A 24,032-nucleotide genomic window follows, 5' to 3' on the forward strand; every position below is an offset into this window, starting at 1 on the left:
TCAGCCGGAGAAACCACCGTCATCCAGGAACGCTTTTTCCTCAGCCGTCGTCTCGCGGCCGAGCATTCTGTTGCGGTGCGGGAAACGGCCGAAGCGCTGGATGATGTCACGATGTTCCAGCGCGTATTTCAGATTGAACTCGGCCCTGGCGGTGTGAAGTTCGACGGACAGTTCCTGGTCGGCAAGGTTTTCCGAATGTTCGAACGGCAAATAAAGGAACACGCGGACTTCCGGCTCCAGCACGATATCATGGCCGGCAGCGATCGCCTTTTGCGCGAAGTGTTTCGCCAACGGGTCGGTCGCGAACATGTGGCCGGTGCCGCGAAAGCAATTGCGCGGAAACTGATCGAGCAGGATCATCAGCGCCAGCGAGCCGTCGGCACATCCTGACCAGTCGTCGTATTCACGGCGCGCGGCAGCGTAATGGAGATCGAGGAAGCCGTCGCGGAAATCGGCATCGAAAGCGTTGTTCTTCCCGAACCACGCATCCTCGCCGGCGTCGCGCCAGAATTTGGTGACCGACAGGGCTCTGCTGTCCAGTTCCATTGCCTGATTCCCCAATTCAGTTCGCCGGTTCGGATTTATGCAGGACGCCGGCCGTTTCCTCGTTGAGCGCCTGGCCGGGACGGCGGGGCGTGGAAAGCGGGGCCGGGATCGGCGTGCCGATATTGCCTTTCAGGAAACGCTGTCCCGAGCGGATGCCTTCGGCGAGCTGGGTCTCGAACCGGCCCGTGTCGCGGCGCCTGACGTCCTCGATCGTTTCGGCGACGTCTTCGGGATCGACGCCCAGCGCCTCTAGGGTCGAGCCACCAAAGACGAGCGCCGATTCGAAGGTTTCGCGCAGCTGATAGTCGACGCCGGCGCGGATGAGCTGCAGTGCCGTGCCGCGGTCGAACGCACGTGCCAGCACCGTAAGCAAGGGGAACTCCGCCTTGACGAGTTCGGCGATCCGGATGGCGGCGTCGGGCTTGTCGACACAGATGAGCACGGCCCGCGCGCGGCCGGCCCCGGCCGCGTGCAGGATGTCCAGCCGCGTGCCGTCGCCATAATAGACCTTGAAGCCGAAATCGGCGGCCGCCTGGATCATCTCGACATCGTTGTCGATGATCGAGACGTCGATGCCGCGCAAGAGCAGGGGTTGGCTGGCGATTTGGCCGAAGCGGCCGAAGCCGATGACCAGCACGCTGCCGGTCAGGCCGTCGGCGACTTCGACGCCGTCCAGCGACTGCTCGTCGCGCGGCGTGAAATAGCGCAAGGCAATGATCGCCAGCGGCGTCAGCACCATGGAGATGATGACGATCGCCGTCAGCGTCGCGTTTGCCTGGCCATCGATGATGCCGACGGCGGCGGCCGCGGAATAGAGCACGAAAGCGAATTCACCGCCTTGCGTCATGAAGACCGCGCGTTCCAGCGCCTCGCGGTGGCCTGATTTCAGGATGCGGGCGACGATGTAGATGCCGAAAGCCTTCATCACCATGTAGGCGACGACATAAATGGCGATCAGCTTCCAGTTCGCGGCCACCACATGCAGATCGAGCGACATGCCGACCGCAAGGAAGAACAGGCCGAGCAGGATGCCGCGGAACGGTTCGATGTCGGCTTCGAGTTGATGGCGGAAGGTCGATTCCGAGAGCAGCACGCCGGCCAGGAACGCGCCCATCGCCATCGACAGGCCGCTGAGCTGCATGGCGAGCGCCGACCCGAGTACGACCAGAAGAGCCGCGGCCGTCATCACTTCGCGCGCACGGGCATCCGCCAGGATGCGGAAGAAGGGGTTGAGCAGGTAGCGTCCCGCCACCACCAGTCCCACGATCGCGGCGAGGCCGATGCCGACCTCGGTCAGCCGCTCCGACAGGCTGGTACCGGCACCGCCGGGCGCCAGGAAAGCGATCAGGGCGAGCAGAGGCACGATCGCCAGATCCTCCAGCAGCAGGATGGAAACGATGCGTTGGCCCTTGGGCGAGGCGATTTCGCCGCGTTCCTCCAGAAGCTGCATGACGATGGCCGTCGAGGTCAGCACGAAACCGGCGCCGGCGACGAAGGATTGCGCGATCGGAAACCCTCCGGCCATGCCGACACCGGTCAGCAGCACGGCGCATACCCCGACTTGAAGCGCGCCAAGCCCAAAGATCTCGCGGCGCAGGCCCCAGAGCCGCGACGGCTGCATTTCCAGGCCGATGATGAACAGGAACATGACGACGCCGAGTTCGGCGACATGGAGGATGGCTCCCGATTCAGAAAAGACACCGATGCCGAATGGGCCGATCACCACGCCGGCGGCCAGGTAACCGAGAATCGAACCGAGACCCATGCGCTTGAAGATCGGGACGGCCACCACACCCGCCGCCAGCAGAGCCACCACCTGAATGAGATCGCTGCCTGATGCTTCCGCTGCCATGCCTCTTGTCCCTGTGTCCGATCACTCCTTGCATGCAGTTGGAGCGGGAGGCAAGGGCGGGGAGCCTGCCAGGACGGGTAGGGTGCCGTTGAAGCGATTCCCCTGGTGGAACAACGGTCTCCGCTTGCCTGTCGGACGATTGGTGTCTATATACGCCCGATGCTTCACTATTCGTCCCGGCCGGGTTCTCCGCCTCACATCCCGATGGATGCGCTCAGCGAAGTTCTACAGGACTTTCGCTTGAGTGGAGTCAATTATGGCCGCTGCGAACTCCGACATCCTTGGAGCATAGAATTTCCGCAACAGTCGCTGCTGCGTTTTCACTTTGTTGGTCAGGGTCCATGCTGGATTCATACCGAAGCGCAAGGCTGGCAGGAGTTGCGCGATGGCGATCTGGTGTTGCTGCCACAAGGTATCGCCCATCGGCTGGCGAGTGCGCCGGACGTCGTGGGCGACTCGCTCGAGGGTTGCCAGGTGACCAAGTTGGGGGGCAACGTCTGCGAAGTGGTGCGGGAAGGAACGGGCGCGACAAGCACCCTTTTCTGCGGCTCCATGGCCTTGGGTGCCTGTGCGCTAAACCCATTGATTACGTTGATGCCGCCTATCATCAAGGGTTGCGACGTGGCCGGCAATGACCCGGTCGTTGGTCCTTTGCTGGCGGCTATGACTGCCGAAGCCGCGCAACCGCAGATGGGCAGCGCCACCATCTTGTCTCGGATGGCGGACTTGCTGACGGCCCGGCTCATTCGCTGCTGGGTCAATTGCACGGGCGCTTCGACCACCGGTTGGCTCGCGGCCATCCGCGATCCCCATATTGGCCGCGCTCTGGCAGCCATGCACAGAGACCCCGGCCATAACTGGACGCTCGAAAGCCTCGCCAGCCTGGCAGGCCAATCGCGCTCGATTTTCGCGAAGCGCTTCAGTGCGGTATTGGGAGAAGGCGCGGCACGCTATCTCGCCCGTCTGCGCATGCAGCTTGCCCGCGAGTTGTTGGGGCAAAACGGCTTGTCGGTGGCCGAGGTTGCTACCCGCTTGGGCTATGATTCCGAGGCATCCTTCGCTCGCGCCTTCAAGCGCATCACCAATGTCTCACCGGGCGTTGTGCGTCGCACAATTCCCGGACGAATAGGCATGAATTTCGGATTTTGAGATACATATCATCCGAAAAGACTCGTTTATGAAGATCTCCAAACTTTGGAGATCCTTCCGTGACTGACACAACATTACAACTTGAAGACGCGGCGATTGACCTTGATGCCGCCGCGCCGGCCACGTGGAGCGCAACCACATGGTTCGCGGTCCTTTCGTTGGCGGCCACCAGCTTTGCGCTGGTGTCCGCCGAATTCCTCCCGGCAGGTCTGTTGACGCCGATGGCGCGCGATCTCGGCATCAGCGAGGGGACGGCCGGGCAGGTGGTCACCGCCACCGCTTCCGTCGGCGCGGTGACGGCCATATTGAGCAATGTCCTCATCGGCCGATTGAACCGCAAGACGGTGCTTGTCGGCCTCATGGCCTTGGCGGTCGGTTCCAACATTCTTGCGGCGCTAGCGCCCAATTTCTGGCTGTTATTGTTGGGCCGGGCCGGGCTGGGGATCGCTCTCAGCGCTTTCTGGGCACTTTCGGTAGCCGTCGTGGCGAGGCTGGTTGGCGCCAATGCGACGGGGCGGGGCATGGCTATCGTCACCCTCGGCGTCTCGCTCGCAACAATCGCCGCACCGTCGATGGGCGCGTTGATCAGCGACTGGCTGGGTTGGCGCAGCGCCATGGCCATGACGGCGGGGTTGGCCTTGCTTGCCATGTTGCTGCAGTTACTCAGCCTGCCGACCTTGCCTGCAACGGCAAGCAATAGTCTTGCAGACGTCCTTCGGCTGACACGGCGGCGTGGCATTCAACTCGGTATGCTTGCTATCCTTTTGCTGATGATGGGGCATTTTGCCGGCTCGGTGTATGTACGTCCGTTTCTCGAACACGTGACGCTCCTTGCGACCGGGCCAATTGCCCTGGCGTTGCTCGGATTTGGCATCGCGGCTGTGATCGGCAATATTGCCGGTGGCCGCATGGCCGACGCCAATATCCACGTGGCTCTCGTGGTTACGGCCGCATTGATGGCGTTCGCGGCGCTGGCATTGGTGCTTTGGGGCGTGCACATCGGCGTTGCCTTTGGCTTCGCCACGCTATGGGGCTTCGCCTTCGGCATGGCGCCGGTGGTGCTGCCGACAAATCTGTCTCGCGCGGCGCCGGACGCGCTGGAAGCAGCGGGCAGCCTGATGGTCGCGTCCTTTCAGGTCGCCATCACCATCGGCGCGGTTGTCGGCGGTTATGTTGTGGACACTTATGGCCCGACAGCGCCTTTGACTGCGACTGCCATCCTTGCCGCATCGACGGCCGTCTTGGCGCTGCTACAACCGCGCAGCTGAACTTCGCCGCCACCGACACGGTAGCCTGAATCCGGCCGTTGGCAATGTTGCAGGCGCGTTACACAAGTTGACGTCGGTAACGCGTTGCTTGTTGCCACAATCGAAGGCTAAGCACGCTCGGCTTCGGCCATTGGGGGTGAGCGGCGATCATGTCCCACCCTTTTGAGGAGATGACTGACATGAAGAAGTTTTTGCTCGTTGCCGTCGGGCTGGCGGTGCTTGCCGGTTCCGCCTGTTCGAAGGCTCCGGAGTGCACGACCGAGATGGCGACCAAGAAGGCGCAGGACATGGCCGCCGCGCTGCAGGAGGCGATCACCAAGGATCCCTCCAAGGCGGCTAACCTGACCGCCAAGGTCCAGGCGGTGACGACCAAATATCAGGGCTCCACGACCCTGGCCGACGCCTGCAAGGCGTATGACGAGGTGACCGCCGCGATCAAGGGCTGACGCCCGACTGTTTCAAAGGAGGCGGTGGCGATGGGCTGCCGCCTCTTTGGTTTTTTGGGGTGTATTCGAGCAATTCCAGGAAAGTGTGAAGCGATTTTCGTCGCTCAGTTCGGCGCGATGGAGCCGACTTCGACGGCATCGACCCGCTTAAGACTCATGCCGATGACCGGCACCAACTGGTCCTGAACGCGCACGGCGATCGTCACCGTCATCGAATTGTCGTCGGGAATGCGTGCCTGCATGACGCCGCGCAGTTGGTTGCGGTTGATGGTGAAGACGACCTTGCGGGCGTCGACGACATTGCCGCCGATGATATCGAGGCCGGCGCCGGCCGCGCCACCCATGAAGGAACCCTTGTAGTCGCGGCCCTTGCGCTCGATCTTGGCCGACATCGGCTGGGTGAACATGCCGACCCGGCAACCGCCGTCAAGCGTCATGCCCGTCTTGCCGTCGGGGGTGGCGCCGGTGAAGCTGCAGTTGAATTTCGTGCCCTTGTACTTGCCGGCGACGATTTCGCCGGGGCCGATCCACTTGCCTTCGGCCGACTGGAAAAACTGCTTGTCCGGCTCTCCGGCGCAGGCCCCGGAGGCAATACCGGCGACCGCTGTGATCGCCGCCGCCAGGGGCAGGATGCTGGACAGAATTACGCTTTTCATCGACGACACCCGGCAACAACGAGACTGTTTGAAACCGGTTTGACCATGAAGAAGATTGGTTAATGCTTCGTCACCGGGAGCCTTCGAAGCCGTAATCCGAGCAGCGTCCCAAAGAGCTGGACGCTATTTGCCGGAGCCGGCTGTTTCGGCGTCTTTCTTGGTCGCGAACGATGTCAGGGCGGCAAGAAAATCGCCCAGTCCCGGGCGCTTGGCGGTGCTGAAGGGCAGGGGGCGCGCCGTCTCCATCGCCGCGATGCCGATGCGCGCCGTCATCATGCCGTTGACGACGCCCTCGCCGAGCTTTGCCGAGAGGCGCGCCGCCAGGCCGTGGCCGACGATCTGTTGGACAAAGCTGTCGCCGACGGCAATCGAGCCGGTGACCGCCAGATGCGCCAGCACGCTGCGCGCCAGGTGGAAGAAACCCAACGTTCCGGGCCGTCCGCCATAGAGTTCCGACAGCCGGCGGATGAGGCGCCCGGCCTCGAAGACGACATAGGCGACGTCGACGAGCGCGCGCGGGCTCACCGCCGTCACCAGCGAGACCCGCTTGGCGGCCTCGAGAATCATCACCTTTGCCCTGACATCGAGGGGACCGAGGATTTCCGCTTCCGCCAGGCGCACCAGATTGGCGCCGTCAATGATCTCGCCGCGCAATTCGGCCAGCGCGCGCCGGCCGGCCGCGGTCTCGGGTTTGGCCGCGACAAAGGCCGACAGTTCATCCACCACCGCGCGTGCCGCCTTCGGATCGTCGCGCGCGATGGCATCGAGCGCGCGCTTCTGCAGCTTTTCGACCTCGGCGAGGCGGGCGATCGCCAGGAATTCGCGAATCAGGATCACCAGAAGCGCCAGCAGCGCAATCGCCGCCATGCCGGCGGCCAGCCAGCCCAGCCATTCGGCGCGGGCGAAGAGATCGCGTATCAACTGGTCGGTCCACAGGCCGACAGCCAGCGAAACCAGCACGCCGAAGGCGCCGAAAAAGATGCTGCCGAGAACCGAGCGCTTTCTGGGGGCGACCGCCGGCGGTGGCTCGGCGGCAATAATGTCCGGTTCGTCGAAAACGTCGACCTCCGCCGGGATGACCAGCGCCACATCGGCCTTCATCGGACGCGGTTTGCGCGGCGGTTCGGCCTGGCGCGCTTGTGGCGCGTCTTGTTTCGGCGCGGCTTCCGGCTCGATACGGAATGCCGCCGGTTTGCGGGGCGCGGTCATGCCAGATGGTCTCCGATCAGGAACTGCAAGGCGCGGTCGAGCCTGATATGCGGCAGCGACAGCGTGACACCTTCGGCTGTGCGTTCGAGTTTCGGCGGACGGAACCGGACGAAGCGGATTGCCGGGTCCGTGGAGTCCTGCCTGTGGTCCGACCCCGAAAGGTCGAAAACAGCATCAATGTTTTCCGGTAAATCACCAGGAAATATAGCTGTTTCCGTCTTTCCATCGAATGTTTCGCCATTGATCTTCTCGCCGGCGATCGGCGTGCCGATAATAACAGGCAATGTCTCGCGGCTCTGCTTTACGGTGCCTTCGCGGGTCGCGCGCACCGCCGCGATGGCGACCACGTCGACATCGGCGCCGGTGAAATTCGCCCGCGCCACGGCGCGGTCAGCCAGGCGCCGCACGATCGCCTGCAGCCGGTCGTGACTTTCGTGGTGCAGATGATCGGCCTTGGTCGCTGCGACCAGGATGCGGTCGATACGCCGGGAAAAAAGGTCGGTGAGGAAGCTGCCCCGGCCAGGACGGAAACAGCTCAGGATCTCGGTGACGGCGCGCTCCAGGTCGGCCATGGCACCAGGCCCGGCGTTCAGCGCCTGCATGGCGTCGATGAGCACGATCTGGCGGTCCAGACGCGTGATATGCTCGCGGAAGAACGGTTTGACGACATGCGTCTTGTAGGCCTCGTAGCGCCGTTCCATCATGGCGTGCAGCGAGCCGTTGCGCGCGCGCCTGTCGCCGAGGCCTGCCAGCGGCGCGAAGGTCAGCGCGGGTGAGCCTTCGAGATCGCCAGGCATCAGGAAACGGCCGGGCGGCAAGGTCGAAAGCGCCCGCTCGTCGAGCTTGCATGCCTTGAGATAGGCGGCGAAGCTTTCAGCCAGCCGGCGTGCCGTCATTTCGTCGGCGTCGGCATTCGGGTCGATTTCCGCCGAGATCGCTCGCCAGGCCCGCGAAAGGTCCTCGCGCACCGGCAGCGTGGCCATTTCGAGGGCTTCGCGCGAAAAATCGGCGAAGGATTTGCCGAGCAGCGGCAGGTCGAGCAGCCATTCGCCGGGGTAATCGACAATGTCGACCGACAGTTTGCCCGACGAAAACATGCGGTTCCAGCCGGAGGCCGATTCATATTCGATCGTCAGCCGCAGTTCCGAAATGGCGCGGGTCGAGTCCGGCCAGACGCGATCGTTGACCAGAGCGGCGATGTGGTCCTCGTACTGAAAACGCGGCACGGCATCGTCGGGCTGCTGTTCGAGGAAGGCGCGCGCGATACGCCCCGATTTCTGCGCCTCGAAGAGCGGCAGGCGTCCGCCGTGGATCAGATTGTGGACGAAGGCCGAGATGAAGACGGTCTTGCCCGCGCGGGAGAGGCCCGTGACACCCAGACGCAGCGATGGAGAAAAAAGTCCGGTGGCGCGTCCCGAAAATGTGTCGAGGGCAATTCTTGCCTCGTCGGTGAAGGTCGTCAGCGATGATGCCAAAATGTGCTCTCTCGGACTTGCGTCCGTCCGATATAGGCGCTGGAACCAGGCTTTGAAATGGTGTTGGAAATTGGCATCAGAGATCGGCAGGTGTCAGGAACGCTTCGAGATATCCCGCTCCCTGGGCCGCTTTCGCCAGATTGCCGGGGAAACGGACGACGGCGAGACCCGAGGTCGGAAAGCCATGATTGAGCATTGCCCGCTCCGTCTCGCCACCATCGCCCGAAACCGCCATGGCGAGATCCTCAGTCATCGGGTTGTGGCCTATGACCAGCAATGACCCGGGTCCGCCATGATCCCGGACGAGCCGGAGATAGCCGGCCGCGTCCTCGCTGTAGAGCGTGTCGAAAAACAGCACCTTGCCTGTGTCGGTCTGGCCAGCCAGTCCCTCGAGCGTTTCCCTGGCGCGTTTGGCGTTGGAGCACAGCGTCAGGTCCGGAACATAGGAGCGGGATCGCATCGCGGTCCCCATCTTTTCGGCATCGGCGCGGCCGGATGCGTCGAGTGGACGATCGAAATCACGCATGCCTGGCAAGGCCCAGCCGGCCTTGGCGTGTCGCAACAGATAAAGCCTGCTCACACAACCTCCAATGACGCCCGAAAAGCCGAAGTCCTGCCGCGATTAGCCACGAGAAAAGCTTCGCGCACAATGGTGCGCGTTCTTCAGCGCGGCGAATCACCTGCGGGGCGATCGGCGAGGATCGTCGTACTTTCGCCATCAAAACAGATTTATCCCGCTCCGGCGAAGGCCGGAGACACACTTTAACATTTGCGTGAGTCGGTGGCTGATTGCGCTTGTGCAGGCGTCTGGCGGCGAATATATAGGCGCCAAAATTGGGGCTGTTTGGGTGAGTCGAATGAACGACATCGTTACCGCCGATTACGTACCCTCCGAAGACGAGCCGTTCATGAACGAACGGCAGAAATCCTACTTCCGCCTAAAGCTCGTCACTTGGAAAAATGATATCTTGCGCGAAGCGCGCGAAACACTCGAAATCCTGCAGCAGGAAAACGCCAACCATCCCGACCTCGCCGACCGCGCCTCTTCGGAAACCGACCGCGCCATCGAGCTCAGGGCCCGCGACCGTCAGCGGAAGCTCATCTCAAAGATCGATTCGGCGCTGCAGCGCATCGACGAAGGCACTTATGGCTATTGCGAGGAGACCGGTGAGCCGATCGCGTTGAAGCGGCTCGACGCGCGCCCGATCGCTACCTTGTCGATCGAAGCGCAGGAGCGGCATGAGCGCCGTGAAAAAGTCTATCGCGACGACTGATGGATCGCCTATGCATTGATTGCCAAAATGGCCGGTTCTCCGGCCATTTTTGTTCGATGTCGGCGCGCACTTCAACTGGCCAAGCGCGCTTGAACGTCGACTGGTTCAATTCATTGGCAGGCGGCCCGGGCGCAAATCATCTCTTCTGGCTCGAGAGTTCGCCCAAAAGCCTGGTCATTTCATCGTCGAGCGACGGCGGTGCCTTGGCTGCCGGTTTGTCGGCCGGCCCGCCGGACTGGGGCTGGTCCAGCGAAACTTCGAGTTCCTTCATCAGCGTATCGTCGATGCTGTCCTGCCTCGGCGGCGGCGGTGGCGCCTGCCTGACAGCATTGGCGTTGGCGGAGCCATAGGCAGGCAGCGGCGTGACATTGGTCGACTGATAGGGTTGCGCCGCTGGTTTCGGTGCAGGAGCCGGGGCCGGGGCCGGTGGCGGCGCTGCCAGGCGCTGGCGGGCAGGTCCTGCCGCCGGCTGCGGAGCGGGTGCTTGTCTGGGAGGCGCGGGAGCGGGCTGCGGCGGCCGCGGCTTCGCGGCCGCCGGGACAGGCTGCAGGCCGCCATCTCCGGTCAACGCAGGACGACGCGGCGCGGCGAGGCGGATGTCGCGTTCGACAACAACGTCGGTCGGGCCGCCGATCAGGAGCAGATGTTCGATGTCGTCGCGTCGCACCAGCACCAGTCGGCGATGGCTGTCGACGGCGGTGGCGTCCATGACAGCGAGCCGCGTCTTGCGGTTGCGGCCCCCCGCGACAAACGTACCGAAGGTCAGGTTGCGCACGAGCCTGACGATGATGAGAACGATGACCAGCAGGATCAGCGCCGCGAAGGTCCACAGGAGTGCCGCCGCATAACCGGGACCCGCCACGCTATCCAGCCACTGCATTGGTTTCCCCTGATCGGTTTTGGAAAGTGACGCGACACTAGACCGTTGCGACTGGCCACCGCAAGTTGCCTTTCACGCATCGTGAACAGCTTGAAACACAGGGAAGGCCGGCCGGCATCATTTTTATCTGACATTTGCCGCCCGGGCCTTTTCCGGACTAGGAGAATGTGATTCAACCGGCTAATGCGCGTCGCGCTGAAGCGGATTCATGCGACGCGCTTTAGGCCCTTGTTTTTCATGCATGTCGTTTTCCCGAAACCGAAGTCACTTTTGGGCGACATGCATTAGGGGCGGGTGTCGGAAACTCGGATTTCACGAGCAGGGGGCATATGGCCAAGGAAGCGCGCGGCGATTTCTATCCGGTACCGATCGTCGACCAGAATACGCGTCCGGGCGCGGTCACCCGGCTTATCATCTTCATCGTCGTTCTGACGGGAGCGGCCATCGTCTTCGGCCTTTTCCGCGAGCGCCTCGGCGATCCCTTCCTGCTCGGCATGCTCGGCGTGCTGGCGATGATCGGCGTCGGCTTCCTGTTCGCGACCGCGATCGGCTTCGTGCAGATCACACCGCGTTCGACGGGCGACGAACTGTCCAAGGCTTTCGTCGACTCGATGTCACAGGGCCTGCTGGTCACGGACACCAAGGGCCGCGTCGTCTACGCCAACCGGGCCTATGCCGATATGACCGGGGCCTCCTCGGCCGCAGACCTGAAGACGGTCGAAGGATTGCTCTCCGATATCCCCGAAGCCTCGGTGACCATCTACCGGCTGGCGTCCGGCCTGCGTGACGGGCAGCCGGGCGACGGCGAGTTCCGGCTCGCGCAATCGATCCGGCCCGGCGCTGAACCGGGCGCCCGCTGGTACCGGGCACGCGCCCGCACGTTCAGCGTTCCGGGCCAGCGGCTGCCGATGCTGGCCTGGCAGCTCGCCGATATTTCGCAGGAGCGGGCCGAGCAGGAGCGTTTCTTCCTCGATCTGCAGAAGGCCATCGATCACCTCGATCACGCACCGGCCGGTTTCTTTTCGGCCGACCAGGACGGCCGCGTCACCTACATCAACGCCACGCTCGCCGGATGGCTGGGCATCGACCTTGCCAGCTTCACGCCCGGCGCCGTCACCTTGCCAGATATCGTTGCCGGCGACGGCATGGCGCTGGTGCGCTCCGTCAAGGCGGATCCCGGCACGACGCGCAATGCGGTCATCGATCTCGACTTGACGACGATGACCGGCGAGGCGCTGCCGGTACGCTTCATGCATCGCGTTTCGGCCAGCCGGGAGGGCGTCGGCGGCCCGACACGCACCATCGTGCTCAACCGCACGCAAGGCGAGGATGCCTCGGCCGATCTGCGCGCTTCGGAAGTGCGCTTCACCCGCTTCTTCAATTCGACACCGATGGCGATCGCCGGTGTCGATGCCAGCGGGCGCATCCTGCGCACCAACGCACCATTCCTGTCGTTGTTTTCCTCGGTCGTCGACCGTGATGCCGTGGATCGCCGCGTGCGGCTCGACACGGTGATCCATGACCGCGACCGGCCGGCCTTCGCCGCCGCGTTCGAGAAAGCCCGGCAGCGACAGGCCGACATCGAACCGATCGACACCGTGCTGCCCGGCAATGAAGAGCGGCACATCCGTTTCTACGTCAACGCCGTCGCCGACGGCACCGGCGGCGAAGGAGCCGAGGAATCGGCCATCGTCTACGCCGTCGAGACGACCGAGCAGAAGGCGCTCGAAGGGCAGATGGCGCAAAGCCAGAAGATGCAGGCCGTCGGCCAGCTCGCCGGTGGCATCGCACACGACTTCAACAATGTGCTGACCGCCATCATCATGGCGTCGGACCTGCTGTTGACCAATCACCGGCCGTCGGATCCGTCCTTCCCGGACATCATGAACATCAAGCAGAACGCCAATCGCGCGGCCTCCCTGGTGAGACAGTTGCTGGCCTTCTCGCGCAAGCAGACGCTGCGGCCGGAAGTGCTGAACCTCACCGACGTACTCGCCGATCTCAGGATGCTGCTTGCCCGGCTGGTCGGCAACGACATCAAGCTCAAGGTCGACCACGGCCGCGACCTGTGGCCGGTCAAGGTCGATATCGGCCAGTTCGAGCAAGTGGTGGTTAACCTGGCGGTCAACGCGCGCGACGCGATGCCGGCCGGCGGCGATCTCACGGTGCGCACCCGCAACGTGACCGCCGAGGAGTGCAAGACCTTTGCCTATCGCGAACTCACCGCGGCCGACTATGTGGTGGTCGAAGTCCAGGATACCGGCAGCGGCATCGCGCCCGACGTGCTGAAGAAGATCTTCGAGCCGTTCTTCACCACCAAGGAGGTCGGCAAGGGCACGGGCCTTGGCCTGTCCATGGTCTACGGCATCATCAAGCAGACCGGCGGCTTCATTTTCTGTGATTCCGAACTCGGCAAGGGGTCGACTTTCCGCATCTTCCTGCCACGTCACATCGCTGAAGCGAAAAACGCAGCCGAACCCGGCGAAGCGCCGGCCACGGCACCGGCCAAACCGGTCGACAATGCCAAGGACCTGTCCGGGTCGGCCACGGTGCTGCTGGTCGAGGACGAGGACGCGGTGCGCATGGGTGGCATGCGGGCACTGACCTCGCGCGGCTACACCGTTCACGAGGCGTCCTCGGGCGTCGAGGCGCTGGAAGTGTTCGAAGCGCTCGGCGGCAAGGTCGACATCGTCGTTTCCGACGTGGTGATGCCGGAAATGGACGGGCCGACGCTGCTCGGTGAATTGCGCAAACGCCAGCCGGACATCAAGTTCGTCTTCGTCTCCGGCTATGCCGAGGACGCATTCGCCAGGAACCTGCCGGCGGAGGCGCATTTCGGCTTCCTGCCAAAGCCGTTCTCGCTCAAGCAACTGGCCACGATCGTGAAGGATATGCTTGAATCCTAGGTATTTCTGATGCCGCGCCCTTGCGCAACGCCGTAACAACGCCATGATTATTGACAATATGGCAGGCGGGCTTGGGGGAGCAGCTGTTGACGCCACACATCGAGGCAGGCAAGGGCGACTACGCCGACACGGTTTTGTTGCCGGGCGACCCGCAGCGCGCGGAGTGGATGGCGCAGACTTTCCTGGACGCGCCGCGCTGCGTCAATCATCGACGCGGCGCGCTTGGTTTTACCGGCCTGTTTCGCGGCAAGCCCGTCAGCATTCAGGCGACGGGTATCGGTGTTTCGTCGTTCCTGATCTATGCGCATGAATTGCTTGACTATTATGGTGCCCGAACACTGATCCGTACCGGTACCTGCGGTACCCTGAGCGCCGAGGCAAAGCTGCGCAGCCTTGTGATCTCGCAATCGGCACGGCCTGAAGACGCCGAGAGCGGTAGGGTCTTTGGTCTTTACGAAGCTGATGCCGGCCCGGACCCAGCGCTGCTCGCCTGCGCATTGGCCAAGGCAACCGAACTCGGCATCGACCACCACGCCGGCCTGACAGCCTGCACCGACATTTTCTACCATCCTGAAGCGCCCGCCCGCTATGCCGATGCAAAGGCGCTCGGAGCGCTTGCCGTAGACATGGAAACCAGCGCTCTCTATCGCATCTCGGCGCATTTCGGCGCGAGGGCATTGTCGCTGCTGACCGTCGTCGACAATCTTGTCACAGGCGAACAGGCCGACCATTCCGAACGCCAGGAGCTTTTCACCGACATGAGCCGCCTGGCGCTCGAAATTGCCACGCAAGGGCGCTAGGCGGCCTCGCGCTTCAGCACCTCCGCCATGGATGGCCGGTGGCCGCGAAGACGTGCAGACCGCTGGGGCCCCAATGGCGGCGAGGGCCTACTGGTTGCCTCCCCGGGTGCAGGTCGAGGCTGTGAAGGCGCCATCGGGCTGCTTCATGATGATGTCGAAGGAGGGCGGGCTCTGGCCGTCGAGCGTTGCCTGGGTCATCGAGAGCGCGTTGCCGCCAGTGGTGTAGCCGCCCAGCGGGCCCAGCCACGTGATCACACCGTTTGCGTCCATCTGGTAATTGTAAGCCTGTTTGGCGGCACCGAAGGTGACAGGACCCGTGTAGACATTTCCCTTGATGGTGATGTCGCCGAGATTGAGGAACAGGCCGAGCAGGTAGACTTCGCAGTGATAGGTGCCATCGGGCATCTTGCCATCGCTGAAGTCGGCCCGCGCCGCTCCGGTTGCCGCCGCCAGAGACAATATGCCGATGAATATGCGTGAGATGCCTGATGTCATGATGCCGTCCGCTTGAACGACAAGCTTGCCCTATTTTTGCGCCGCGCCGCAACATTTGTTGCCCACGACGCGTGTGCTACGGCCAAAATATAGGCATTTGGAGAAAATGGGCTAAAATTAGGCAAACGCGCTCTACACTGCGCAATTTTCCCTCAATCAATTTTTAACCGGTTCTCTTCTATCTGTTCATTCTAATATAACAACCATCTGATAATGTTGTGATATTTTCCTATTTTCGGCATACCGTCAGCGGTTGGCATGGGGGTTGCATTGCATTGTCGCGGTGCAATCAACCAGCTTGGGAGTCTTCCGTAATGTGGGGTAATTTCTCGACAATAATAAAAATGTTCTCGGCGAGCGTGGTTGCCGCCGGTCTGATGGCCGCTCCGGCCAGGGCTGCCGACGACACGATCAAGGTCGGCATTCTCCATTCGCTGTCGGGCACGATGGCAATCTCGGAAACGACGCTGAAGGACGCCATGCTGATGCTCATCGACGAGCAGAACGCCAAGGGCGGCCTGCTCGGCAAGAAGCTCGAAGCTGTCGTGGTCGATCCGGCATCCAACTGGCCCCTGTTCGCCGAAAAGGCGCGCGAGCTCATCTCGAAGGACAAGGTCGCGGCGGTGTTTGGCTGCTGGACCTCGGTGTCGCGCAAATCGGTGCTGCCAGTGTTCTCGGAACTGGACAACATCCTGTTCTATCCCGTCCAGTATGAGGGCGAGGAGAGCGAGCGCAACGTGTTCTACACGGGTGCCGCGCCGAACCAGCAGGCGATTCCAGCTGTCGACTACCTGATGAGCGAGGATGGCGGCTCGGTGAAGCGCTGGGTGCTCGAAGGAACCGACTACGTCTATCCACGCACCACCAACAAGATCCTCGAAGCCTACCTGAAGTCGAAGGGCGTCGCTGCCGAGGACATCATGGTCAACTATACGCCGTTCGGCTTCGCCGACTGGCAGACCGAGGTTTCGGCGATCAAGAAGTTCGGCTCGGCCGGTAAGAAGACGGCGGTTGTCTCGACCGTCAATGGCGACGCCAACGTGCCATTCTACAAGGAGCTCGGTAACCAGGGCATCAAGGCCGAGGACATCCCGGTCATGGCCTTCTCGGTCGGCGAGGAAGAGCTGGCCGGTCTCGACACCGCACCCCTGGTCGGCCATCTCGCCGCCTGGAACTACTTCGAGAGCATCGATACGCCCGAGAACAAGAAGTTCATCGCCGACTGGCACAAGTTCATCAAGAACGACAAGCGCACCACCAACGACCCGATGGAAGCCCATTATATCGGCTTCAACATGTGGGTGAAGGCGGTCGAGAAGGCCGGCACCACCGATCCGGACAAGGTGATCGACGCCATGGTCGGCGTTTCGGTGCCCAACCTGACCGGCGGCTATGCGACGATGATGCCGAACCACCACATCACCAAGCCGGTGCTGATCGGCGAAATCCAGGCCGACGGCCAGTTCGAAACGGTTTCGCGCACACCGGGCCTGGTGATGGGCGACGAGTGGTCGGACTACCTGCCGGACTCCAAGGACCTGATCTCCGATTGGCGCAAGCCTCTGTCCTGCGGCAACTTCAACGTTGCCACGGGCAAGTGCGGCGGCAAGGGCACAAACTGATCCTCCCAGGTCTACCGGGCTGGGCCTTCAGGCCCATCCCCAAGACCGCTCGCGTCCGGGCAGTTTCCTCCACAGTCCGGACGCCCAATTTCAAGCCTCCAAGGGTCCACAGAAGCCGATGACCTTGATCCGCACGATTGGCCTGACACTGTTGTTCCTGCTGGCGACGCTGTCGTCGTCGGGGGCAGGCGAAGCCGATCTGCGCGCCACCATCGCCAAGTTCGCTACTGCCAAGGGTTTTTCGGACATCGGAGCAGTGGTGCATGAACTAACCGCCACAGACGATCCAACGGTCGAAAGGCCGCTCTCGGCACTCGCCGACGGCAACCTCTATATCCGCAAGGCCGATTCCCTGGTTTTCGTCGGCAAGGAAGCCGGCGAAGGCGTCCAGCTTTTCGACCCGCTCGGCAGCGAAGCATCAGGCGAGGCTGCCAAGGACGACGTCACCAAGATCAAGGTCAACAACACGCTGCGACGCGTCATCCGCGACGCGCTGGGCACGTTGACGCTTGGCGCCAAGGACCCGGCCGCACGACTGGCCGCGGCCGACACAATGTTCAAAACACCCGATGCCTCGAACATAGAGCCACTCGACACGGCGATGGCCAAAGAGACCGTGGCCGGCGTCAAGGCCCTGCTCGAACAGGCTCGTGCGGCCTCGGTGCTTGTCTCCGATAGGCCTGAGGCCGACAAACTCGCCGCGGTCGCCTTGATCGGAACGCGTGGTGACCGCGATGCGGTTTCGCTGCTCACCTCGGTCGAAGCCAGTGCGTCGGGCGCGATCAGGGACGCGGCGACGGCGGCGATCGCCAGCATCAATTCGACGCTGGCCTTGTGGGATGCCGGCCAGAACATCTGGTACGGGATTTCGCTGGGTTCGGTCCTGCTGCTGGCGGCGATCGGGCTTGCCATCACCTTCGGAGTCATGGGTGTCATCAACATGGCGCATGGCGAGATGGTGATGCTTGGCGCCTACACGACCTTCGTCGTCCAGCAGGTGATCCGGACATCCTTTCCCGGATTGTTCGACTGGTCGCTGGTGATCGCGCTGCCGCTTGCCTTCCTGGTCGCGGCGTTCGTCGGTCTCATCATCGAGCGCGGGGTGATCCGCTTCCTCTACGGCCGGCCGCTGGAGACGCTGCTGGCGACCTGGGGCGTCTCGCTTATCCTGCAGCAGGCGGTGCGCTCGATCTTCGGGCCGACCAACCAGGAGGTCGGCAATCCGTCCTGGATGTCCGGCTCCTTCGACATCGGGCAACTGGCCATCACCTGGAACCGTCTGTGGATTCTGGTGTTCGCGCTCACGGTGTTCGGCATGTTGCTCTACGTGATGAAGCGCACGCCCTGGGGCCTGCAGATGCGCGCCGTCACCGCCAACCGGCGCATGGCCGCGTCGATGGGAATCAGGACGCCGTGGGTAGACGCTTTGACTTTCGCGCTAGGATCGGGAATTGCCGGCATTGCCGGCGTCGCGCTCAGCCAGATCGACAATGTCTCGCCCAATCTCGGCCGCGGCTACATCATCGACAGCTTCATGGTCGTCGTCTTCGGCGGTGTCGGCAATCTCTGGGGCACGCTGGTCGGCGCCTTTTCGCTCGGCATCGTCAACAAGGTTCTCGAGCCTTATGCCGGCGCCGTGCTCGGCAAGATTGTCGTGCTGGTGCTGATCATCCTGTTCATCCAGAAGCGCCCGCGCGGCCTGTTCGCGCTCAAGGGCAGGGCGGTGGAAGCATGATGTCAGGACGCTTCTTCGCCGCGGGTGCCGACCGCCGCATCGCCATCACCATTTTCGTCCTGCTGGCGGTGGCCGTTATCGTGCCGCTGCTCAATCTGGCTGTTTCGCCGACCAGCGCCTTCTACGTGCCGTCCTACATCGTAGCGCTGACCGGCAAATATCTCTGCTACGCGCTGCTGGCGCTCTCGCTCGACCTGGTCTGGGGCTATTGCGGCATCCTTTCGCTCGGCCATGGCGCCTTCTTCGCGCTCGGCGGCTATGCGATGGGGATGTATCTGATGCGTCAAATCGGCTCGCGCGGCGTCTACGGCAATCCGATCCTGCCCGATTTCATGGTGTTCCTGAACTACAAGGAGCTGCCCTGGTTCTGGACTGGCTTCGACCAATTCTGGTTCGCCGGCCTCATGGTCCTGGCAGTGCCCGGTCTGCTTGCCTTCATCTTCGGTTGGTTCGCCTTCCGAAGCCGTGTCACCGGTGTCTACCTCTCGATCATCACCCAGGCGATGACCTATGCGCTGCTGCTCGCCTTCTTCCGCAATGATATGGGTTTCGGCGGCAACAACGGCCTGACCGATTTCAAGGATATTCTCGGCTTCAACGTGCAAGCCGATGCGACCCGTTCGGCACTGTTCGCGGCCAGCGCCATCATGCTCGCACTCGCCGTCTTCATCACCTGGGCGATCGTCGGCTCCAAATACGGCAAGCTCCTGATGGCCGTGCGCGACGCTGAAAGCCGCACGCGCTTCCTCGGCTGGCGGGCGGAGAACGTAAAACTGTTTGCCTTCACCGTCTCGGCCGTCATGGCCGGCATTGCCGGCGCGCTCTATGTGCCGCAGGTAGGCATCATCAATCCCGGCGAGTTCGAGCCGTCCAATTCGATCGAGGTCGTAATCTGGGCGGCCGTCGGCGGGCGCGGCACAATTGTCGGGCCGATCATCGGCGCGCTGCTGGTCAATGCCGGGAAATCCTGGTTCACCGGCGTGCTGCCGGAATTCTGGCTGTTCGCGCTCGGCGGCCTGTTCGTCGCCGTCACCTTGCTCTTGCCCAAGGGCATCATCGGCATGTGGGACAGTTGGCGCGGCAATGCCAGGGCGTTGCGCGCGGCTTCCCTCGCTGAAGAAGCCGGCACCGAGGTTGGGATCGCGTCCGCGACGTCGAAGCCCGCTCGCTCGCCAGCGCGAAATCCGGGCGAATGGTCCTGGTCCGACCCCGAACCGCAGGCGGCGGAGTAAGCGACCATGAGCAAATCCAACACCATCCTCTATCTCGACGGCGTCTCGGTGTCCTTCGACGGCTTTCGCGCCATCAACAATCTGTCGCTGGTGCTCGACAAGGGCGAGATGCGCGCCATCATCGGCCCCAACGGCGCCGGAAAGACGACGATGATGGACATCGTCACCGGCAAGACGAGGCCGGATGAAGGCGAAGTGTTCTTCGACGGCCAGGTGGACCTCACCAGGCATGACGAAGCCGAGATCGCCATGATGGGCATCGGCCGCAAATTCCAGAAGCCGACCGTCTTCGAAAGCCACACGATCGAAGAAAACCTGATGCTGGCGCTGAAGGGGCCGCGTTCGATCTTCCCGGCGCTGTTCCACCGCCAATCGGCCGCCGAGGCGCGGCAGATCGATGACATCCTTGGCATCATTCGGTTAGGCGACAAGCGCCGCGAGCTCGCCGCCAATCTCAGCCACGGCCAGAAGCAGTGGCTCGAGATCGGCATGCTGCTGGCGCAAGACCCGAAACTGCTTCTGGTCGACGAGCCGGTCGCCGGCATGACCGATGCGGAAACCGAGGAAACCGCACGGCTGCTCAGGGATATCGCCCGCGACCACTCGGTCATTGTCGTCGAGCACGACATGCATTTCGTGCGCGAGCTCGGCGTGAAGGTCACCTGCCTGCATGAAGGCTCGGTGCTCTCCGAAGGGACGCTCGATTTCGTCTCGGCCGATGAGCGCGTCGTCGAAGTCTATCTGGGGAGATGAACATGGTCTGGCGGGTGCAATTCCATCACTTCGACATGTCGTTTCTTCGGTTCTGGAGAAGGCGCTGACATGCTCGAGGTTTCCAATGCCACGCTCCATTACGGCGCCGCCCAGGCGCTGCGCGGCGTGTCGCTGAAGGCGGGTGCGGGCAAGATCACCTGCGTGCTGGGCCGCAACGGCGTCGGCAAGACAAGTTTAATGAGATCGATCGTCGGCCATCACCGGCTGACGAGCGGAAGCGTTGCCTTCGAGGGGAAGGCGCTCGACCGGAGCGCGGCGTATGACCGCGCCCGGTCGGGCATCGCATTCGTGCCGCAGGGCAGGGAGATCTTTCCGCTGCTCAGCGTGCGGGAAAATCTCGAATCCGGTTTCGCGCCCTTGAGGCGCGCCGACCGCAACGTGCCGGCGCACGTCTTCGAACTGTTTCCGGTGCTGAAGCAGATGCTTGGCCGTCGTGGCGGCGATCTTTCCGGCGGTCAACAGCAGCAGTTGGCCATCGGCAGGGCGCTGGTGATGCGGCCGAAGCTGCTAGTGCTCGACGAGCCGACCGAAGGCATCCAGCCCTCTGTTATCAAGGATATCGGCCGCGCCATACGCTACCTGCGCGACCAGGCCGGCATCGCGGTGCTTCTGGTCGAACAGTATCTGGACTTCTGCCGAGAACTCGCCGACGAGGTCAACATCATGGACCGCGGCCAGATCGTCCACACCGGCCCAGCGGAAGATTTGGACCGGGCTGATGTTCGCAAATTCCTTACGGTCTAGAATCGGCGCTGAACTTCATTTGAAGATTTGAAGTCCTTGGCAAGTCCAATATTTCTTCCGTCCATCATCTGCGTCTCTGGCACACGCAATATCGCATGCTAGTCTTTTCTAGGCTTTGTGAGTCGGCCGCTTCCGTATCAGTCTGGTATCGCAGATCGAGGCGCGGCGAAGGTTCTGCAAGTTCCACGCAAGCAAGGCTTCCTAGCTTCCCGATCTGATTGTCGTTCAAACCCGTTTGGGCACACAGGCTAAGGGACAGCCATGGAACGTTACGTCGAGGACTACCAGAAGCGGCGGCTTACCGAACGCGTCGATATCATCGCCGCCATCAACATCTTGAGGTCACAAGGCTGCGATTACGACGATCTGATCGAGGAGATCACCAAGGTCTTCTATGTCGACCTCGATGCCTTCAATGAAATCGTCATGGCGGCCTAAGGGCAGCCTTCGCCATCCAACAATCACAGCCTCTCCATGATACGCGTGATCAGCTCACGCGTCGGAAGGGAGAGGCGGTCACGCGGTTGCGGCCTCCGCGCTTGGCATCGTAGAGCGCCTTGTCGGCGGCGTTGAGCACCTTGTCGAAGCTGAGCCCTTCCTTGCTGCCAAAGGCAAACCCGGCGCTGACCGTGCAGGTGAGCAAACCGCTTTCGGTTTCTATCAGCCGCGTCGCGAATACGGCTCGGATTCGCTCTGCCGATTGCTCGACCGTTTCCGGCAGAGTGCGTTTCAGAACCAGTGCGAATTCTTCGCCGCCCATGCGCGCGGCGACGTCGGTCTGGCGAAGATTGCCGGCGAGTTCCCTGGCGAACACCCTCAGCACCTCATCGCCCGCCGCGTGACCGAATTCGTCGTTGATGGCCTTGAAGTTGTCGAGGTCGAAGACGACCACCGCGGTAAAGGCACCGACCGGGACGTCGCCGTGCATGTCGAACAGAGCGCGCCGGTTGAGCAGGCCGGTCAAGGGATCCGTCAGGGCGTTGCGGTGGTGGTACCTCGCCAGGCGCCCCTGGTTAAGGGCAAGCGAAAGCGCGCCGATACCTGTCATGCTGGCGATAACCACGATGAGGCTGAGTTCCTCGGCCCAGTTGCTTGGTGCGTGTCCCAGAACCAGTTTGCCATCCCAGGCAAGAACCATGGCGCAGAGCGCGAAGGATGTGGCCGTGGCCGAATAGAGCGCGGTGATGCCGATCGTCAGGGCGGGTGCCTCATCGCGGCCTCGCCAATATTCGAATGCCGTGGCGAACAGCAGCAAGGCGGCGAACATGTTCTCGAACATGAAGCCGAGGCCATCATAGCCCAAAGCCATGGGAGGCAACGCAATCGCCAACGAAACGCAACCCCACAGCGCCCGCGGCAACGGCGAGCCGCCGGTTCGGAACTGATAGGCAGCACCCAGCATGGCCGAAAAGCCGATCAGCAGGAACGCTGAAGTGGCGATGCCGAGCAGACGCCCGGGCATGTCGATATAGGCGTCATAGATGAAAATATCGCCGACCACGAACACCAGGCTGATCGCCCATGTCAGCAGGAATTTTTCCGAGCGGGCGGTCAGCCACATGCCGAACAATGTCAGGCTGAGGCAGGCAGCGGAGAACCCGACGGCCAGCAGAAGCGAAGTGTAGTCGAGCGACATGCCCCTCTTTCCCTGCCGGCGGCGGTTCCAGCTCTGCAGCCTGGCGTCGGCGCATTCATGCGGCAAGGAAGTGTCAATAAGGTTACGACGGGCCGAGAATGCCAGGATTTCTCCGTGTCAGAGAATTGCCACCGACAACAGCATGAGGATGCCGACCCCCATCATCAGCAGGCCCGGCCAATCTTGCGAGAGGCCTAGGAAACGAAGGCCACGCCGGGGTGGCTCAAGCGTCGGACCTGTCGAGCCCGCAGGCGCCGAGCCGCCGCTCAACTGGCCGCGCCTGATGGCTGCGCCCGCCATGTACACAAGGCCGGCTATGGTCAGCAACGCTCCGATAAGGATGATAGCCATCTCTCCTCGCTTTTGCCCAACGCCCCGGGCGCCATGGAAGCAGGCTCTCGGCTAGATAGGCAAAACGGTCAAGATGCCCCGCGGGTTCCGAACACGCAGCAACACCCTACCTCGAAGCCTCGACAAAAGACATGGCCGCGGTGCAAGCTTGCTATTTTAGTCGGCCACACGCCTCATCAGCGCCATCGCCCCGAACGGCGCACGCACCTTGCCCTCGGTGATAAAGTAGACGAACACGTCGCGCGGCTGGACCGGGGCGTCGGTGGCAGGGTCGGCGCGCCGCAGATCGGCCGGCTGCTTGCCTTCCGCCCAAATCTTTGCCCGCGCTGCCCATTCGTCGAGGCCCTTCGGCGTGTAGCAATCGGGATTGTCGTCGCTGCCGGTCTGCAGCCGGGCGTAGACGAAGTCGCCGGTGATATCGGCGATGTCAGGATATTTGGCATGGTCGGCATAGACGATCGCTGCCTTGTATTTGCGCGCGAGCGCGGCGAATTCCGGCACGATGAAGCTGTCGTTGCGGACTTCGAGCGCGTGGCGCAGCGCGACGCCGTCCTGCTTTTCCGGCAGCAGCTTCAGAAATGCTTCGAAATCGTCCGGATCGAACTTCTTCGTCGGCGCGAACTGCCACAGGATCGGCCCGAGCTTGTCGCCGAGCGCGGCAACGCCGGAAGCCAGGAAACGCATCATCGATTCACCGGCTTCGCCGAGAACGCGCCTATTGGTGACGAACCGGTTGCCTTTAAGCGAATAGACGAAACCGTCCGGCGCCTCGTTGGCCCATTTGACGAAGGTCGGCTCCTTGAAGCTCGAATAATAGGTGCCGTTGACCTCGATGCTCGGCACCTGCCGGGCGGCATATTGCAGTTGCTTCGCCTTCGACAGCTTTTCGGGATAGAAGGACGTGTCCCAGGGCTCGAAGGTCCAGCCACCCATGCCGGCGCGGATTGTTCCCGATGTGCTCATTGTCGTCCTCCCGGATTTC

The 24,032-nt window shown here is 62.6% G+C and carries 23 protein-coding genes; 12 read left to right on the plus strand and 11 right to left on the minus strand.

Annotated elements, in window-relative coordinates; all coding sequences use genetic code 11:
* Entirely contained in the window at positions 1-546 is a 546-nt protein-coding gene (locus O7B34_RS07740) for a DUF924 family protein (protein WP_337145523.1), read from the minus strand.
* Positions 547-562: 16 nt separating this feature from the next.
* Positions 563-2,398 carry a monovalent cation:proton antiporter-2 (CPA2) family protein gene (locus O7B34_RS07745; RefSeq protein WP_337145524.1) on the minus strand — a complete coding sequence of 612 codons (1,836 nt, stop codon included), beginning with the start codon at positions 2,396-2,398 and terminating at the stop codon, positions 563-565.
* A gap of 159 nt (positions 2,399-2,557) precedes the next feature.
* On the opposite strand from O7B34_RS07745, the gene O7B34_RS07750 reads away from it, so the two are divergent.
* From O7B34_RS07750 to O7B34_RS07760, 3 genes are all read left to right on the plus strand, one after another.
* Entirely contained in the window at positions 2,558-3,547 is a 990-nt protein-coding gene (locus O7B34_RS07750) for an AraC family transcriptional regulator (protein WP_337145525.1), read from the plus strand.
* Between the two features lie 59 nt (positions 3,548-3,606).
* Positions 3,607-4,815, plus strand: a complete 1,209-nt coding sequence (locus O7B34_RS07755; protein ID WP_337145526.1) for an MFS transporter — start codon at positions 3,607-3,609, stop codon at positions 4,813-4,815.
* A gap of 179 nt (positions 4,816-4,994) precedes the next feature.
* A complete protein-coding gene (locus O7B34_RS07760) occupies positions 4,995-5,261 on the plus strand; it encodes a hypothetical protein (RefSeq protein WP_337145527.1) in 267 nt (88 codons plus the stop codon).
* Between the two features lie 104 nt (positions 5,262-5,365).
* Here O7B34_RS07760 and O7B34_RS07765 read toward each other — a convergent pair whose 3' ends face one another.
* From O7B34_RS07765 to O7B34_RS07780, 4 genes are all read right to left on the minus strand, one after another.
* Positions 5,366-5,917 (minus strand): hypothetical protein, encoded by a 552-nt coding sequence (locus O7B34_RS07765; protein ID WP_337145528.1) that lies wholly within the window; start codon positions 5,915-5,917, stop codon positions 5,366-5,368.
* Between the two features lie 123 nt (positions 5,918-6,040).
* Positions 6,041-7,126, minus strand: coding sequence for a YcjF family protein (locus tag O7B34_RS07770; RefSeq protein ID WP_337145529.1), 1,086 nt, complete (start codon positions 7,124-7,126; stop codon positions 6,041-6,043).
* On the minus strand, positions 7,123-8,601 hold the full coding sequence (locus tag O7B34_RS07775) for a YcjX family protein (RefSeq protein ID WP_337145530.1): 1,479 nt from the start codon (positions 8,599-8,601) through the stop codon (positions 7,123-7,125). The genes O7B34_RS07770 and O7B34_RS07775 overlap by 4 nt, the downstream gene beginning before the upstream one ends.
* 76 nt (positions 8,602-8,677) lie before the next feature.
* Positions 8,678-9,181 carry a SixA phosphatase family protein gene (locus O7B34_RS07780; RefSeq protein WP_027144925.1) on the minus strand — a complete coding sequence of 168 codons (504 nt, stop codon included), beginning with the start codon at positions 9,179-9,181 and terminating at the stop codon, positions 8,678-8,680.
* Positions 9,182-9,458: 277 nt separating this feature from the next.
* Here O7B34_RS07780 and dksA point away from each other — a divergent pair, with 277 nt between their 5' ends.
* The gene (gene dksA, locus O7B34_RS07785) at positions 9,459-9,875 is read left to right on the plus strand and encodes an RNA polymerase-binding protein DksA (protein ID WP_006202025.1); all 417 of its coding nucleotides are present in this window, start codon (positions 9,459-9,461) and stop codon (positions 9,873-9,875) included.
* Positions 9,876-10,011: 136 nt separating this feature from the next.
* Here the strand turns inward: dksA and O7B34_RS07790 are convergent, their stop codons facing one another.
* On the minus strand, positions 10,012-10,755 hold the full coding sequence (locus tag O7B34_RS07790) for a hypothetical protein (protein WP_337145531.1): 744 nt from the start codon (positions 10,753-10,755) through the stop codon (positions 10,012-10,014).
* A 329-nt stretch (positions 10,756-11,084) separates the two neighbouring features.
* Between O7B34_RS07790 and cckA the strand changes: the two genes are divergently transcribed.
* Both cckA and O7B34_RS07800 read left to right on the plus strand, forming a co-directional pair.
* Positions 11,085-13,661: a cell cycle histidine kinase CckA gene (gene cckA, locus O7B34_RS07795; protein ID WP_337140429.1), complete on the plus strand. Its 2,577-nt coding sequence runs from the start codon at positions 11,085-11,087 to the stop codon at positions 13,659-13,661.
* Between the two features lie 86 nt (positions 13,662-13,747).
* Positions 13,748-14,461: a DeoD-type purine-nucleoside phosphorylase gene (locus O7B34_RS07800; RefSeq protein ID WP_337145532.1), complete on the plus strand. Its 714-nt coding sequence runs from the start codon at positions 13,748-13,750 to the stop codon at positions 14,459-14,461.
* An 87-nt stretch (positions 14,462-14,548) separates the two neighbouring features.
* Here the strand turns inward: O7B34_RS07800 and O7B34_RS07805 are convergent, their stop codons facing one another.
* Complete coding sequence (locus tag O7B34_RS07805; RefSeq protein ID WP_337140426.1) at positions 14,549-14,956, minus strand: hypothetical protein; 408 nt, start codon at positions 14,954-14,956, stop codon at positions 14,549-14,551.
* A 344-nt stretch (positions 14,957-15,300) separates the two neighbouring features.
* Between O7B34_RS07805 and urtA the strand changes: the two genes are divergently transcribed.
* From urtA to O7B34_RS07835, 6 genes are all read left to right on the plus strand, one after another.
* A complete protein-coding gene (gene urtA, locus O7B34_RS07810; RefSeq protein ID WP_245262238.1) occupies positions 15,301-16,578 on the plus strand; it encodes an urea ABC transporter substrate-binding protein in 1,278 nt (425 codons plus the stop codon).
* A gap of 118 nt (positions 16,579-16,696) precedes the next feature.
* A complete protein-coding gene (urtB, locus tag O7B34_RS07815; protein WP_337145533.1) occupies positions 16,697-18,313 on the plus strand; it encodes an urea ABC transporter permease subunit UrtB in 1,617 nt (538 codons plus the stop codon).
* Positions 18,310-19,545 carry an urea ABC transporter permease subunit UrtC gene (gene urtC, locus O7B34_RS07820; protein WP_337145534.1) on the plus strand — a complete coding sequence of 412 codons (1,236 nt, stop codon included), beginning with the start codon at positions 18,310-18,312 and terminating at the stop codon, positions 19,543-19,545. The genes urtB and urtC overlap by 4 nt, the downstream gene beginning before the upstream one ends.
* A gap of 6 nt (positions 19,546-19,551) precedes the next feature.
* Positions 19,552-20,298: an urea ABC transporter ATP-binding protein UrtD gene (gene urtD, locus O7B34_RS07825; RefSeq protein ID WP_027144934.1), complete on the plus strand. Its 747-nt coding sequence runs from the start codon at positions 19,552-19,554 to the stop codon at positions 20,296-20,298.
* 69 nt (positions 20,299-20,367) lie between these two features.
* Entirely contained in the window at positions 20,368-21,063 is a 696-nt protein-coding gene (gene urtE, locus O7B34_RS07830; protein WP_140750158.1) for an urea ABC transporter ATP-binding subunit UrtE, read from the plus strand.
* 261 nt (positions 21,064-21,324) lie between these two features.
* A complete protein-coding gene (locus O7B34_RS07835; protein WP_084636783.1) occupies positions 21,325-21,501 on the plus strand; it encodes a hypothetical protein in 177 nt (58 codons plus the stop codon).
* Positions 21,502-21,550: 49 nt separating this feature from the next.
* Here the strand turns inward: O7B34_RS07835 and O7B34_RS07840 are convergent, their stop codons facing one another.
* From O7B34_RS07840 to O7B34_RS07850, 3 genes are all read right to left on the minus strand, one after another.
* Positions 21,551-22,699 (minus strand): GGDEF domain-containing protein, encoded by a 1,149-nt coding sequence (locus O7B34_RS07840; protein WP_337145535.1) that lies wholly within the window; start codon positions 22,697-22,699, stop codon positions 21,551-21,553.
* A gap of 117 nt (positions 22,700-22,816) precedes the next feature.
* On the minus strand, positions 22,817-23,050 hold the full coding sequence (locus O7B34_RS07845) for a hypothetical protein (protein ID WP_337140421.1): 234 nt from the start codon (positions 23,048-23,050) through the stop codon (positions 22,817-22,819).
* A 156-nt stretch (positions 23,051-23,206) separates the two neighbouring features.
* Complete coding sequence (locus O7B34_RS07850; RefSeq protein WP_337145536.1) at positions 23,207-24,013, minus strand: DUF72 domain-containing protein; 807 nt, start codon at positions 24,011-24,013, stop codon at positions 23,207-23,209.
* Positions 24,014-24,032: the final 19 nt, after the last annotated feature.

It is taken from the genome of Mesorhizobium sp. Cs1299R1N3 (genome assembly GCF_037179625.1).
Taxonomy (GTDB): Bacteria; Pseudomonadota; Alphaproteobacteria; order Rhizobiales; family Rhizobiaceae; genus Mesorhizobium; species Mesorhizobium salmacidum.

What these genes read in the sequence shown, in the direction of transcription:
- O7B34_RS07740 (WP_337145523.1), bottom strand. Translation starts at nt 546, where the DNA reads ATGGAACTGGACAGCAGAGCCCTGTCGGTCACCAAATTCTGGCGCGAC.
- O7B34_RS07745 (WP_337145524.1), bottom strand. Translation starts at nt 2,398, where the DNA reads ATGGCAGCGGAAGCATCAGGCAGCGATCTCATTCAGGTGGTGGCTCTG.
- O7B34_RS07750 (WP_337145525.1), top strand. Translation starts at nt 2,558, where the DNA reads ATGCTTCACTATTCGTCCCGGCCGGGTTCTCCGCCTCACATCCCGATG.
- O7B34_RS07760 (WP_337145527.1), top strand. Translation starts at nt 4,995, where the DNA reads ATGAAGAAGTTTTTGCTCGTTGCCGTCGGGCTGGCGGTGCTTGCCGGT.
- O7B34_RS07765 (WP_337145528.1), bottom strand. Translation starts at nt 5,917, where the DNA reads ATGAAAAGCGTAATTCTGTCCAGCATCCTGCCCCTGGCGGCGGCGATC.
- O7B34_RS07770 (WP_337145529.1), bottom strand. Translation starts at nt 7,126, where the DNA reads ATGACCGCGCCCCGCAAACCGGCGGCATTCCGTATCGAGCCGGAAGCC.
- dksA (WP_006202025.1), top strand. Translation starts at nt 9,459, where the DNA reads ATGAACGACATCGTTACCGCCGATTACGTACCCTCCGAAGACGAGCCG.
- O7B34_RS07790 (WP_337145531.1), bottom strand. Translation starts at nt 10,755, where the DNA reads ATGCAGTGGCTGGATAGCGTGGCGGGTCCCGGTTATGCGGCGGCACTC.
- cckA (WP_337140429.1), top strand. Translation starts at nt 11,085, where the DNA reads ATGGCCAAGGAAGCGCGCGGCGATTTCTATCCGGTACCGATCGTCGAC.
- O7B34_RS07805 (WP_337140426.1), bottom strand. Translation starts at nt 14,956, where the DNA reads ATGACATCAGGCATCTCACGCATATTCATCGGCATATTGTCTCTGGCG.
- urtA (WP_245262238.1), top strand. Translation starts at nt 15,301, where the DNA reads ATGTTCTCGGCGAGCGTGGTTGCCGCCGGTCTGATGGCCGCTCCGGCC.
- urtB (WP_337145533.1), top strand. Translation starts at nt 16,697, where the DNA reads ATGACCTTGATCCGCACGATTGGCCTGACACTGTTGTTCCTGCTGGCG.
- urtC (WP_337145534.1), top strand. Translation starts at nt 18,310, where the DNA reads ATGATGTCAGGACGCTTCTTCGCCGCGGGTGCCGACCGCCGCATCGCC.
- urtD (WP_027144934.1), top strand. Translation starts at nt 19,552, where the DNA reads ATGAGCAAATCCAACACCATCCTCTATCTCGACGGCGTCTCGGTGTCC.
- urtE (WP_140750158.1), top strand. Translation starts at nt 20,368, where the DNA reads ATGCTCGAGGTTTCCAATGCCACGCTCCATTACGGCGCCGCCCAGGCG.
- O7B34_RS07835 (WP_084636783.1), top strand. Translation starts at nt 21,325, where the DNA reads ATGGAACGTTACGTCGAGGACTACCAGAAGCGGCGGCTTACCGAACGC.
- O7B34_RS07840 (WP_337145535.1), bottom strand. Translation starts at nt 22,699, where the DNA reads ATGTCGCTCGACTACACTTCGCTTCTGCTGGCCGTCGGGTTCTCCGCT.
- O7B34_RS07845 (WP_337140421.1), bottom strand. Translation starts at nt 23,050, where the DNA reads ATGGCTATCATCCTTATCGGAGCGTTGCTGACCATAGCCGGCCTTGTG.
- O7B34_RS07850 (WP_337145536.1), bottom strand. Translation starts at nt 24,013, where the DNA reads ATGAGCACATCGGGAACAATCCGCGCCGGCATGGGTGGCTGGACCTTC.